Here is a 12,556-nt window from a genome sequence, read left to right as displayed (position 1 = left end):
GACCTGAAATGCGGCCCAGATCACAGATCGCGTAGGTTCGCGAAGCATGGCTAACGAGAATGCAAACGCTGTCCCCGACCCCAAGGACGCGTCGACCGTCATCTTGGTGCGCGATGCCGAATCCGGTATCGAGATCTTCCTGCTCCAACGAGTACAGGGGATGGCGTTTGCCGGGGGCATGACGGTCTTCCCCGGCGGCGGCGTCGACAAGTCCGACGCGACGGCCGAGGTCGAGTGGGCCGGCCCGTCGGTCGAGTGGTGGGCCGAGCGGTTCAGCACGGATGTGGCTCGGGCGAAGGCCCTCGTCTTGGCTGCGGTTCGGGAAACGTTCGAGGAGTGCGGCGTCCTGCTCGCCGGACCGACCGCGGACACCGTCGTGGCCGACACGGCCGGCTACGCGCAGGACCGGGTTGCTCTCGAAAAGCACGAGTTGTCGTTCAGTGATTTCCTGAAAAAGGAGAACCTGGTCCTGCGAACGGATCTGCTGCGGCCGTGGGCGAACTGGATCACGCCGGTGGGCGAGACCCGCCGCTACGACACACGCTTCTTCGTCGCAGCGTCACCGACCGGACAGATTGCGGACGGCGTCACCTCCGAGGCCGCCGAGGTTCGTTGGCAGAGCCCGCAGGACGCTCTTGCGCATTGGCGCGAGGGTGGCAGCATCCTGTTGCCGCCGACATGGAGTCAGCTGACCGAATTGGCCAAGTTCAGCTCGGTGGCGGAGATACTCGCAGCCGAGCCGGAGATCCCCGTCATCCTTCCTACGCTGATCACCGACGAGGAAACCCTGCGCGTGGAATTCCCGAACCAAGACGGCTACTACACCGCCGGACCGCATCCGTGGTCGATCAAGGCGGCAAAGTAGATTCTCGATCATGGCTGAATTTGTGACTCTCGAAGTTTCCGAAGGCATCGGCACCATCCGTCTGGCGCGCCCGCCCATGAACGCGCTGAACCGTCAGGTGCAGGACGAGTTGGCAGCTGCCGCACACGCTGCGACCGTCGACAAGGCGGTCAAGGCCGTCATCGTCTACGGCGGGGAGAAGGTCTTTGCTGCCGGCGCCGACGTCAAGGAAATGGCGGAGATGGACTACGGCCAGATCCGTGACGCGATCGGTGGCATGCAGGCAGGGCTCGGCGCCGTGGCGTCCATCCCGAAGCCGACCGTGGCCGCGATCACCGGATACGCACTCGGTGGCGGACTCGAAGTTGCACTTTCGGCCGATCGCCGGATTGTCGGAGACAACGCCAAGCTCGGAGTTCCGGAGATTCTGCTCGGAATCATTCCCGGTGGCGGCGGAACGCAGCGCCTCGCTCGCCTGATCGGGCCGGCCAAGGCCAAGGATCTGGTCTTCACCGGCCGTTTCGTCGGGGCTGACGAGGCGTTGGCCATCGGGTTGGTCGACGAGGTCGTCGCTCCTGACGATGTCTACACCGCAGCCCGCACGTGGGCCTCGCAGTTCGTCGGAGGCGCGTCGCGCGCGTTGGCTGCTGCCAAGGCGGCCATCGACGAGGGTCTGAACACCGACCTGGAATCCGGCCTCAAGATCGAGCAGCATCTGTTCGCCGGATTGTTCGCGACCAAGGATCAGACGATCGGCATGGAATCGTTCATCGCCAACGGTCCGGGCAAGGCCGAGTTCACGGGCGAGTAGGCTCCCCTAAACTAGAACTTGTTCATCTCTTACCAGCGAGTAGGATAGCCGCCATGACAGCCAGCCCGAATGACGACGCAACCGTCACGCCGCCCGCCGCTACCGATACCTCGGTAGTCGACCCCGCGCCGCGGCCGCACGCCACGGCCGAAGAGGTCGAGGCCGCTCGTAAGGACACCAAGCTCGCCCAGGTGCTCTACCACGACTGGGAAGCCGAAACTTACGACGACAAGTGGTCCATCTCGTACGACGAGCGCTGCATCGACTACGCACGTGGTCGTTTCGACGCCGTCGCGGGCGACCAGCCGCTCCCGTACGAGCGCGCCCTCGAACTGGGTTGCGGCACCGGATTCTTCCTCCTCAACCTGATGCAGGGTGGAGTCGCCAAAACCGGTTCGGTCACCGACCTCTCGCCCGGCATGGTGAAGGTCGCGCTGCGCAATGCCGAGAGCCTCGGCCTGCCGGTCGACGGCCGTGTCGCCGACGCCGAGACCATTCCGTACGAGGACAACACCTTCGACCTGGTTGTCGGCCACGCCGTGCTGCACCACATTCCGGACGTCGAGAAGTCGCTGCGTGAGGTCCTTCGTGTCCTCAAGCCCGGCGGACGTTTCGTCTTCGCCGGTGAGCCCACCACTGTCGGCAACTTCTACGCTCGCTGGCTCGGCCGCGCGACGTGGGAAGCAACCACACGCGTGACCAAGCTGCCGTTCCTCGCAGACTGGCGTCGCCCGCAGGAAGAGCTCGACGAGTCCTCCCGCGCAGCAGCTCTCGAAGCTGTCGTCGACATCCACACGTTCGATCCCACGGACCTCGAGAACATGGCGAAGTCAGCTGGCGCCGATCAGGTCCACGCTGCCACCGAGGAGTTCGCCGCGGCTCTTCTCGGCTGGCCTGTCCGCACCTTCGAGGCGGCTGTTCCGCCGGAGAAGCTCGGTTGGGGCTGGGGGCGTTTCGCTTTCGGTGGTTGGAAGACGCTCAGCTGGGTCGACGAGAAGGTACTCCGCCACGTCGTTCCTCGCGGATTCTTCTACAACGTCATGATCACCGGCGTGAAGCCCGGCAACTGAATTGGGCTATGACTTCACCCTCGGCGACGTCGACTATCTCGGAAGTGATTCCGGCGTAGCGGCCTTGGCCGAGGTGGATCAGCTCGAACTGTCCACGCGTACGCGTCTGGCCGACATCGGCCGGGCGCGTACGCGTTTCGGTGATCACATGCCCGCGCTCGTGGACACCGTCCTACTTCGGCGTAAGGCGGCCGCGAAACTGCCGGGCAGTGAGCAGTGGTTGTTCACGGACGACGCGATGCAACAAGCCACTCCTGGCGTTGTCGCGGCCCACCGGGCGCAGCGTCTGATCGGGCGCGACGTCCATGACGTGACGTGCTCCATCGGCGCCGAACTGCACGCATTGACCGGCGTTGCGCATCGCGTGATCGGCAGCGACATCGATTCCGTTCGGCTGGCGATGGCGCAGCGCAATGTGCCGAGTGCAGCATTGTTGCGCGCCGACGCTCTCCGCCCGACGACCCGCGAAACCGTCGTACTGGCAGATCCCGCAAGGCGATCGGGCGGTCGCCGCACTCATGATCCCGCAGCGCTGATGCCGCCGTTACCAGACCTCATCGAGGCGTACTCCGGGCGAGATCTCGCCGTGAAGTGCGCTCCCGGACTCGATTTCGACAACCTCGGTTGGGCAGGCGAAGTCGAGGTCGTCTCGCTCGACGGCGGCGTCAAGGAAGCCTGCCTGTGGTCGACGGGACTGGCCGAGTCCGGCGTCACGCGTCGAGCGTCGGTGCTTCGCTCCGACGGGACCGGTTGGGCGATCACCGACGCCGAGGACGACGTCATCCCGGAGCAGGCACCGGGGGAGTGGATCGTCGACCCGGACGGGGCGGTAGTGCGCGCGGGCCTCGTGCGCCACTACGCGGCCAGACACGGCCTGTGGCAACTGGATCCGCGGATCGCTTATCTGACCGGTGACAGTGTCCCTGAGGGCGTTCGCGGATTCCGGATCCTCGAGCAGATCAAGTACTCGGAGAAACTGCTCAAGCAGACGCTGGCCAAGCGGGACTGCGGTGTCGCCGAAATCTTGGTGCGGGGAGTCGACGTCGATCCGGCAGTGCTGCGTCCGCGGCTCAAGCTGAAAGGCTCGCTCGCGCTGAGCGTCGTGATCGTTCGGATCGGACGATCGGCGTCGGCCTTCATCTGTGAGGCATCCCGCTAGATCACTTGAAGACGAACAGCTCACCGATTGCGCTGGGCGTCAACACTTCGCCCTTGGGTCCGATGGAGGTGCCGACGGTGAAGCCGACCGCGCCCGGCAACGTGTCCTGATCCACCGTCTCGCCGGTTTCGGTGTCGAAGGTGATCAGGCTCAGTCCGTTCTCGCCCTCGCGCACGACGGTGTATCCGGTGTTTCCGGCGGTCTGTGCCGGAACACCCAGCTGCAGAAGGTCTTTACGCTCCCAGACCAGTTCGGCGTGATCCCCCTCGTCGCGCACGGCAAGGAGATGCCCCTTGTCGCCGCCGGCGGGGATGATCAGGCCGTCGTCGGACGTCGAGGCGCTGCCCGCCGAGTTGAAGCCGATGTCGTAACTCCACCGCGGGTCACCGGTTTCGGCGTCCACCGCCCAGAGTGATCCGTTGTTGTCGGTGGCGTACACGGTCTTGCCGTCCTTCGACAGGTCCGGGCTCGACGCAGTCCCACCGGGAAGCGCGTCGGTGGACCACTCACGGGTGATGGACGGGTTGTTGCCGCCCGTGTACTTCATGGCGACCAGATCGGCTGCCTGCGAACTGGGTCCGTAGAAGGTGAAGTAGAACTTGCCGGTGCCCAGGTCGACTGCCGGCGTATTGGCCACCGGGCAACCGGACGTGCCGAGGAAGCACTCGTTCAAACCCTTGTTGTCGGGAATGAGTTCTGCATTCGCGCCCTGGTCGATCGTCGGCGGCGGGATCAGGTCGAACGACGGAAGAACCTTTGCGCCGGTCTGCGGATCGAGCACGTTGATCTGGCCCAGTTGCGTGATGAAGAGCAGGTTCCCGTCGCCGGTGAACTGCGACGAGAGCGGGGTGCCGACAACAAGAGTGCGCCAACGTACTTGGCCGGTCTCAGTGAACGACATCATCGCGCCGCTCTCGCCGACGTAGACATTGGTGGCCGTGTCGACGATGGGCGTCGAGGCGACTACTCCGTCGTTGAGTCGAGCGCACCACTTCTTGCGACCCGAATCCATCTGGAACGAAAAGAGATTGCAGCCGTTCTCGGTGCGGGCGGTGACGAAGCTCTGACCGTTCGCGGCGACCGAGGCGTAGGCGGCAACAGGACCGCCGAGGGGCCGTGACCACGCGAACTCGATATCGCGTGATCCGGTGACCGGACTCGTGTCGCTGTTGCGTGCGTCGGCATGCATGGCCGGCCAACCCGCCGACGCGTACCGGTCCACCCGGCCGTCGTCGCTGCCGCAACCGGCGATCAGGACCGCAGCGATCGCCGTCGACACCATCACGGACGACCGTAGGACCCGCCGCATCACAATCTCCCTGCCTTCACTTCGTCAAGAGCCTTCGACAACTGCACAAGCCCGGACCAGAGACTATCCCGACCGGGGCAACGTGACGGGGCACACCCCGAGGGTCGGTGAGTCGGCCCCACGTAGGCTGAACACTCATGACGAGCATGTGGGGCGCACCGTTGCGCACTCGATGGCGGGGATCACGCCGAGGCGACAGCGATCAGGCCAAGTTCTTGACGGTCGATTCCCTCAAATGGGTTCTGGCGAACAAGGCGTACACACCCTGGTACCTGGTGCGGTACTACCGTCTCGCCAAGTTCAAGATGGCCAACCCGCACGTGATCCTGCGCGGCATGGTGTTCCTCGGCAAGAACGTCGAAATCCATTCCACCCCCGACCTGTCTCGCCTCGAGATCGGGCGCTGGGTGCACATCGGTGACGGCAATGCGATCCGGTGCCACGAAGGCTCGCTGCGCATCGGCGACAAGGTCGTCTTCGGCAAGGACAACGTCGTCAACACCTACCTCGACATCGAAATCGGTGCTTCGACGCTCGTAGCCGACTGGTGCTACATCTGCGACTTCGACCACCGCATGGACGACATCAACACACCGATCAAGGACCAGGGCATCGTCAAGGGCCCCGTCCGTATCGGCCCGGACACCTGGGTTGCCGCCAAGGTCACCGTGCTGCGGAACACCCGCGTCGGACGTGGTTGTGTCCTCGGGGCGCACGCCGTCGTCAAGGGAGACATCCCGGACTACAGCATCGCCGTCGGCTCGCCCGCGAAGGCGGTCAAGAACCGCAAGTCCGATTGGGAAGCCGGCGCTGCCGATCGCGCGAAGTACGTCGCCGCGCTCGAGGACATCGCGCGCAAGAAGGCTGCCGCAGACGCTGCCGACGCGTCGTCGACGTCGTAAGCCACTTTTCGACAGATCCCGCGATTACTTTCGGCGCCGCCACCGGTCTGTATCGGTATCGGCGCCGAAAGTCTGCGCCGGTGAAAGGAGTGCCGACATGAGCGAACAGACACCCGAATGGGTCGTGGCGCAGCGCCGCGAACTGGTGGGATTTCTCGAAGGCCTGAGCGCAGAGCAGTGGAACGCGCCGACCCTGTGCGACGGGTGGCGCGTCCGCGAAGTGATCGCGCACATCACCATGCCGTACCGATACTCGGCGCCGCGATTCGTCGTGGAAATGGTCAAGTCACGCGGAAATTTCAACAAGATGTCGAATCGGCGAGCGCTCGCCGACGCGTCGGAAGTTGGTGAGCAACAACTGCTCGCCTCGCTTCGTGACAACGTTGCACACCCGTGGAAGCCGCCGGGCGGCGGCTTCGAGGGCGCGCTTTCGCACGACGTGATCCACGGTCAGGACATTCGCGTGGCACTCGGCGACGATTACGTGGTGCCGGAAGACCGGCTCAGCCGCGTCCTCGGCGGCCTCTCACCCAAAACAGTGAAGTATTTCGGGACGGACCTCGACGGCGCGCGTCTGCGCGCCGACGACCGGGACTGGGAATACGGTGCGGGCGCCGAGGTCCACGGAGCGGCGCAGGATCTGCTGCTGGTGCTGTGCGGTCGGATGCTGCCGCCAGGCCATCTGCTCGGGGATGCGAGTTCTCGCTTCACCGCGCCGCTCCCGACCCCTTGAGGTCAGCGCCCAGGCAGCGGACGCTCGGGTATCTGCGGACGGGCCAGGGGCTGCCGCACCCGACGCTTTGCGCCCGCGTAGACGTGCGCAGTCTCCTCGGCGACCTGATGCCAGTCGAAGTCCGACGTCAGGCGTGCCCGGGCGGCCACGGCCCGCTCCTGTGCCCCGGCGGGATCGTCGAGAACCTCGCGAACTGCCGAGGTGAGTCCGGCGATGTCGCCCGGTTGGAAAGACATGCCTGTCACGCCGTCGACGACGGCCTCGCCCAGTCCGCCTGCGGTGGACGTGATCAGCGGAGTGCCGGCTGCCGCCGCTTCGAGGGCGATGATCCCGAACGGCTCGTAGCGTGACGGCAGGACGATGGCATCCGCGCCGTGCAGCCAGCTGAGCAGTTCGGTGTGATCGAGGTTGCCGAGAAAGTCGACGGCCCGCGCGACGCGATGCGTGCGTGCCTGTTGGTAGAGCCAGGTGAACTGGGTACCTTCGCCTGCGATCGCGAGGGTCGTGCCGGGGTGGCTACGACGGATACGGGGGAGTGCCGCGATGGCGTCCTGCACACCCTTCTCGTATTCCAGGCGGCCGACGAAGAGGAGTTTCGGCGGTCCGGATCGCGGTCCTCGTTCGCGAAAGTTCCACGTGGTCACGTCGATTCCGTTGCGGATGACGGTGATCGGTGGAAGCGTCGGGCCGTAGAGCTCGGTCACTTCTTCCTGCATTGACGCCGAACAGGTTATGAGAGAGTCGGATTCGTTTGCAAGCCACCATTCGACGGAGTGGACCTGGCGGTTGATTCGGCCGGAGATCCAACCGCTGTGCCGACCGGCTTCGGTGGCGTGAAGCGTGGAAACCAGTGGTACGTCGTAGAATTCGGCCAGGGCGATCGCCGGATGTGCAACCAACCAGTCGTGGGCGTGCACCACATCCGGTTGCCAACCTTCGCCGACGCCCGGCCTGTGCAGCGCCATTCCGGCACGGACCATCGCATGGCCCATGGCCAGGGTCCACGCGAGCATGTCCTCACCGAAGACGAAGTGCGCCGGGTCCTCGGCCACCGCGACGACGAGAACGCCCTCGGAAATGTGCGTGACTGTCGGGTGGGTCGATGAATCGGTGCCGGACGGGCGGCGTGAGAGCACCACGACCTCGTGGCCCGCCGCTGCCAATTCGGTGGCGAGATGGTGGACGTGTCGACCGAGCCCGCCGACGACGACCGGTGGGTACTCCCACGAGACGATGAGAATTTTCACGACGGACTCAGTTCTGTGTCAGGTAGACGGCGAGCATCCAGTCCCGGGAACAACCCGTCGGCGCGATTCCAGCCTTCGGCGAGTCGCACGGCGACGGCATCGCGGCCGGATACCAGCGCTTCGGAGATTTCCCTGGTCGCATGGGCGTGCTTGTGCGCACGTTCGCGGGCGTACCCCGCGGCCGAATCCTTGCTCACCATGAATGCCCAATCGCTCGAAACTGTCATCAGTGTCTCGCGAAGTATCTGATCGTTGACGCGGTTTCGCAGTTCCGGTCGTCCGGGTGCGTTGGCGCGTCCGCGAGACTTGTCCACGGTGCCGAGCGCGGTCTCCACCACTTCGGAGTTCAGTTGCACCAGGTCGGATACCTGATCGCCGGCCCACACGCGCCAGTCCTTACCCGATCCCCAGGACGAGTCCTCGAGCTGAACGGGTTCGCCGACGTATCCCGATGCCTTGGCGTCGGCGAGGGTGCCGACGCGGATTCCGGCTTCGGGGAGCGCGCGCAGGAGTTTCTCGAGCCACTGCGGACCTTCGTGCCACCAGTGCCCGAACAGTTCGGTGTCGAAAGCGGCGACCACGAGTGCGTCGCGGCCGATGCGGGCGGATTCACTGCGCAGACGCGCCCGAACGGTTTCGACGAAGTCGGCGACATGCTTGTCGACGGCGGCAGCGGCGAGTTCGGGGTCGTACGGCAACTTGTCGGCGGAGTCGACGGTCCGTCCGGTGACCCGCGACGGCTTGAGGCCTGTCGCGTGGTCGTAGGTGTGGAAGTCGCGGTAGGCAGCGTGGCCCGGGTATCCGGACTTGGGGGACCAGACACGGTAGCTGACCTGCAGGTCGCGGCCGAAAGCGACGACGTCGGATTCTCGAACCGGTCGGCCGAGGGACGTGTCGCCGCGCAGGGCGGGGCCGTCGACCATGAAGTGAGTGACGCCGGCTTCGGCGTAACCGCGCTCCATGCCCGGGGTGTACCCGCACTCGGGTCCCCAGATCCCGGTAGGGGTGTGGTTCCACCGGGCATGCGCGTCGGCGAGACCTTCGCGGAGGGAGAAGGCGCGCAAGCGGGGATCGAGCAGTGGTTGGAACGGATGGGCCAGCGGCCCGCCGAGAAGCTCGAATGCCTCACGATCGATGAGGTCGCGAAATACCGGCGAGGCACCGTGCTGCCAGTGAGTCTCGAAATCTTCGAGAGCGGCTGCTGACGCCCGGTGTTCGCGCGCTCCGAGTTCGCGGTGCGCTGCGTCCGGCATGCCGGCGGCCTCGTGGGCGCGGATCTGCCAGTTGCCGAGCCAGTGATGCATTCCGGCGAGGCAGTGGGGATCGTCCAACTGGGCTGCGAGTACCGGCGTGATTCCCAGCGTCAGCAAGTGCGATCGGCCCTCGTCGGCCAAGCGTCGTAGCGCCGCGGCGAGCGGAATGTACGACGCAGCCCAGGACTGGTAGATCCATTCCTCGCCGACGGGCCATCTGCCGTGGTTGGCGAGCCACGGCAGATGGGAGTGCAGAACCAGGGCGAACATCCCCGGTTCGCTCACGGGTGTTGCGTTACTCACTCGCCGGTTTCCTTCACGGCAATAGCGACGAGGTCGAGGCTTGCGTCGATGTCAGGTTCGCTGATGCTGAAGTCGTCGACGGTGATGCCCTCGACGTCGCGGGTGAGATCTTCCGGCCAGGGCTCACCGGCCAGCGCGCGGTCGATCTGCGCATTGATGAACGATCCGCCGTGCTTGGCGTCGAGTTCCTTCAGACGCGAACCGTGGTGCACACCGGTCATCAACTGAACGCGGAATCCGGCGTCTTCGAGCAATTCGGTCATTTCGGCGGCGTTGAGCTCACGAGTGTGGAAAGGGTTGAGCGCCGTGTCGCGGCCGGGGGAGAAGGTGATCCGGTTGGGGGTGCTGATGAGAAGTTCACCGCCGGGAGCGAGAACTCGGAAGCACTCGCGCAGGAACTGACCCTGATCCCACAGGTGCTCGATCACCTGGAAATTGACGACGACGTCAACGGAGTTGTCGGCCAGTGGAAGCTCGGCGAGGTTGCCGTGAAGCATCTCGACGCGGGGGTAGCGGGCACGGACGTGTTCGACCGCGGAGATGTCGTAGTCGAGGCCGGTAACCTTCGTTGCGACGTCGGCAATCATGTTGGCGCCGTAGCCTTCTCCGGATCCGGCTTCGAGGACGCGACGATCCGTACAGCGCTCCAGAAGTGCGCGGTACACCACTTCGTGGCGTCGGAACCAGTAGTTCTCCTCGGGGATTCCTGGCACTGTTCGTTCGCCCGTCAGGGGCAGGGGTGCGTCCTCGTGGTTGCTGACACTCGTTTCACTCACCCGTGCGAGATTAGTGCCATCCGAGTAGAACGTGTTCGCCGTGGTCCAGATCACTGCTGTCAATTCCTGTTCGTGCCGTTATGGTGGACGAGGTTCCACGTTAAGTTACCCACCGGTAACTTAACGTGGGGTAATCTAACGCACAGCCGACGTGAACCGAGAAATCCGCCCGTAGGGAGACCTGTCGGACTCTCTTTTCGGACGCTCGGACTGCGCGAGCACCACAGACGATTTATCAGGTGAATTACACACAGGAGGTCGACGAAGACCCATGACGAATATCGTTGTTTTGATCAAGCAGGTCCCCGACACATGGTCCGAGCGCAAGCTGACCGACGGCGACTACACGCTTGACCGTGAAGCCGCCGACGCAGTCCTCGACGAGATCAACGAGCGCTCCGTCGAAGAAGCACTCCTCATCAAGGAAGCTCAGGGCGGTGAGGTAACGGTGCTGTCCGCAGGTCCCGACCGCGCCACCGACGCTATCCGCAAGGCTCTGTCGATGGGCGCCGACAAGGCTGTCCACATCAACGACCCGGCACTGCACGGCTCCGACGCGATCCAGACCGCATGGACCCTCGCTGCTGCTCTCGGACAGATCACCTTCGAGAACGACGAGCCTGCCGACCTGATCATCGCCGGCAACGAGGCCACCGACGGCCGCGTCGGCGCTGTGCCGGCCATCATCGCCGAGTACCTGGGCATCCCGCAGCTCACACAGCTGCGCAAGGTCGTCGTCGCCGACGGCAAGATCACCGGTGAGCGCGAGACCGACGAGGGCGTCTTCGGCCTCGAGGCTTCGCTGCCCGCGATCGTCTCGGTCACCGAGAAGATCAACGAGCCGCGCTTCCCGTCCTTCAAGGGCATCATGGCCGCGAAGAAGAAGGAAGTTCTCGTCTACACGCTGGCCGACCTCGGAGTCGACCCGGAGACCGTCGGAGTTGCCAACGCCGGCACCACCGTGACGTCCTCCACCCCGAAGCCCCCCCGTACCGCTGGTGAGCGCATCGCCGACGAGGGAGACGGTGGCACCAAGATTGCCGCTTACCTCGTCAGCAACAAGGTCATCTGATCGCGCCCTTCTAGACATCCAGCAGAAGAACTCAGGGAGAGTTAAGTCATGGCAGAAGTACTTGTGCTCGTAGAGCACGCAGAGGGTGCGCTGAAGAAGGTCAGCACCGAACTCATCACCGCTGCACGCGCACTCGGTGAGCCGTCGGCAGTTGTCGCCGGCCCCGCAGGCACCGCAGCAAAGCTCGCCGACGCGCTGGCAGCAGCCGGCGCCGAGAAGATCTACGTCGCCGAGTCCGACGACATCGACGGCTACCTCGTCACCCCCAAGGTCGACGTTCTCGCCGCTCTGGTCGAGTCCACCAGCCCGGCAGCAGTCATCACCGCAGCCGGCACCGAGGGCAAAGAGGTTGCCGGTCGTCTGGCCGCACGTCTGGGCTCCGGACTGCTGACCGACGTCATCGAGATCAAGGCTGACGGCACCGGCGTCCACTCCATCTTCGGTGGCGCGTTCACCGTCGAGGCCAAGGCCAACGGCGACGTTCCCGTCTACTCGGTTCGTCCGGGTGCGGTCGAGGCTGCTCCGCAGGCCGGCGCAGGCGAGCAGATCACCGTCGAGGTTCCGGCTCAGGACGAGAGTGCCGTCAAGGTCACCTCGCGTGAGCCCATCGTCGGCGGCGACCGCCCCGAGCTCACCGAGGCGTCGGTTGTCGTCTCCGGTGGACGTGGCGTCGGCAGCGCGGACAAGTTCTCCGTCGTCGAAGAGCTGGCCGATTCCCTCGGCGCTGCAGTCGGTGCTTCGCGTGCCGCTGTGGACTCGGGCTACTACCCCGGACAGTTCCAGGTCGGTCAGACCGGTAAGACGGTCTCCCCGCAGCTGTACATCGCGCTCGGCATTTCCGGTGCCATCCAGCACCGCGCCGGCATGCAGACGTCCAAGACCATCGTCGCGGTCAACAAGGACGAAGAGGCACCCATCTTCGAGATCGCCGACTTCGGCATCGTGGGCGACCTGTTCAACGTCGCACCGCAGCTCACCGAAGCTGTGAAGTCCCACAAGGGCTAAAGAGCACAATCTGCTGTGCGCCTTTATCAACCCCCCGCGGTTGATAAAGGCGCACAGTGCTTTATTCACCCG

General features: G+C 64.9%; 12 protein-coding genes. 8 read left to right on the top strand and 4 right to left on the bottom strand.

Features of this window, described 5'->3' with window-relative positions:
• The first annotated feature begins 46 nt into the window (after window positions 1-46).
• Genes ACFWEM_RS12540 through ACFWEM_RS12525 form a run of 4 tightly spaced genes read left to right on the top strand, consistent with a single transcriptional unit; the run spans window position 47 to window position 3,884 of the window.
• Complete coding sequence (locus ACFWEM_RS12540) at window positions 47-865, top strand: NUDIX hydrolase (protein ID WP_378533881.1); 819 nt, start codon at window positions 47-49, stop codon at window positions 863-865.
• A 10-nt stretch (window positions 866-875) separates the two neighbouring features.
• Window positions 876-1,655, top strand: coding sequence for an enoyl-CoA hydratase/isomerase family protein (locus ACFWEM_RS12535; RefSeq protein WP_230812784.1), 780 nt, complete (start codon window positions 876-878; stop codon window positions 1,653-1,655).
• A gap of 53 nt (window positions 1,656-1,708) precedes the next feature.
• The gene (locus ACFWEM_RS12530; protein ID WP_003944733.1) at window positions 1,709-2,725 is read left to right on the top strand and encodes a class I SAM-dependent methyltransferase; all 1,017 of its coding nucleotides are present in this window, start codon (window positions 1,709-1,711) and stop codon (window positions 2,723-2,725) included.
• 1 nt (window position 2,726) lies between these two features.
• A complete protein-coding gene (locus ACFWEM_RS12525; RefSeq protein WP_378533879.1) occupies window positions 2,727-3,884 on the top strand; it encodes a class I SAM-dependent methyltransferase in 1,158 nt (385 codons plus the stop codon).
• Between the two features lies 1 nt (window position 3,885).
• Here the strand turns inward: ACFWEM_RS12525 and ACFWEM_RS12520 are convergent, their stop codons facing one another.
• The gene (locus tag ACFWEM_RS12520; protein WP_378533877.1) at window positions 3,886-5,193 is read right to left on the bottom strand and encodes a PQQ-binding-like beta-propeller repeat protein; all 1,308 of its coding nucleotides are present in this window, start codon (window positions 5,191-5,193) and stop codon (window positions 3,886-3,888) included.
• Window positions 5,194-5,330: 137 nt separating this feature from the next.
• Here ACFWEM_RS12520 and ACFWEM_RS12515 point away from each other — a divergent pair, with 137 nt between their 5' ends.
• On the top strand, window positions 5,331-6,095 hold the full coding sequence (locus ACFWEM_RS12515; protein ID WP_283303684.1) for an acyltransferase: 765 nt from the start codon (window positions 5,331-5,333) through the stop codon (window positions 6,093-6,095).
• Between the two features lie 97 nt (window positions 6,096-6,192).
• A complete protein-coding gene (locus ACFWEM_RS12510; protein ID WP_283303685.1) occupies window positions 6,193-6,828 on the top strand; it encodes a maleylpyruvate isomerase family mycothiol-dependent enzyme in 636 nt (211 codons plus the stop codon).
• Between the two features lie 2 nt (window positions 6,829-6,830).
• Here the strand turns inward: ACFWEM_RS12510 and ACFWEM_RS12505 are convergent, their stop codons facing one another.
• From ACFWEM_RS12505 to ACFWEM_RS12495, 3 genes are read right to left on the bottom strand one after another with little or no spacing between them, the layout of a single operon-like run.
• Entirely contained in the window at window positions 6,831-8,075 is a 1,245-nt protein-coding gene (locus ACFWEM_RS12505) for a glycosyltransferase family 4 protein (RefSeq protein WP_378533875.1), read from the bottom strand.
• Complete coding sequence (locus ACFWEM_RS12500) at window positions 8,072-9,598, bottom strand: 1,4-alpha-glucan branching protein domain-containing protein (RefSeq protein WP_378534553.1); 1,527 nt, start codon at window positions 9,596-9,598, stop codon at window positions 8,072-8,074. The genes ACFWEM_RS12505 and ACFWEM_RS12500 overlap by 4 nt, the downstream gene beginning before the upstream one ends.
• Window positions 9,599-9,627: 29 nt before the next feature.
• Window positions 9,628-10,407: a class I SAM-dependent methyltransferase gene (locus ACFWEM_RS12495; protein WP_378533873.1), complete on the bottom strand. Its 780-nt coding sequence runs from the start codon at window positions 10,405-10,407 to the stop codon at window positions 9,628-9,630.
• A 271-nt stretch (window positions 10,408-10,678) separates the two neighbouring features.
• Between ACFWEM_RS12495 and ACFWEM_RS12490 the strand changes: the two genes are divergently transcribed.
• Window positions 10,679-11,479, top strand: a complete 801-nt coding sequence (locus tag ACFWEM_RS12490) for an electron transfer flavoprotein subunit beta/FixA family protein (RefSeq protein WP_019747906.1) — start codon at window positions 10,679-10,681, stop codon at window positions 11,477-11,479.
• Between the two features lie 48 nt (window positions 11,480-11,527).
• Window positions 11,528-12,484 (top strand): electron transfer flavoprotein subunit alpha/FixB family protein, encoded by a 957-nt coding sequence (locus ACFWEM_RS12485; protein WP_003944698.1) that lies wholly within the window; start codon window positions 11,528-11,530, stop codon window positions 12,482-12,484.
• The last annotated feature ends 72 nt before the right edge of the window (window positions 12,485-12,556 follow it).

This window comes from Rhodococcus sp. NPDC060176 (assembly GCF_042728675.1).
GTDB lineage: Bacteria > Actinomycetota > Actinomycetes > Mycobacteriales > Mycobacteriaceae > Rhodococcus_F.
The sequence above is the reverse complement of the archived record's forward strand: the minus strand, read 5'-3'. Positions and strand labels throughout refer to the sequence as shown.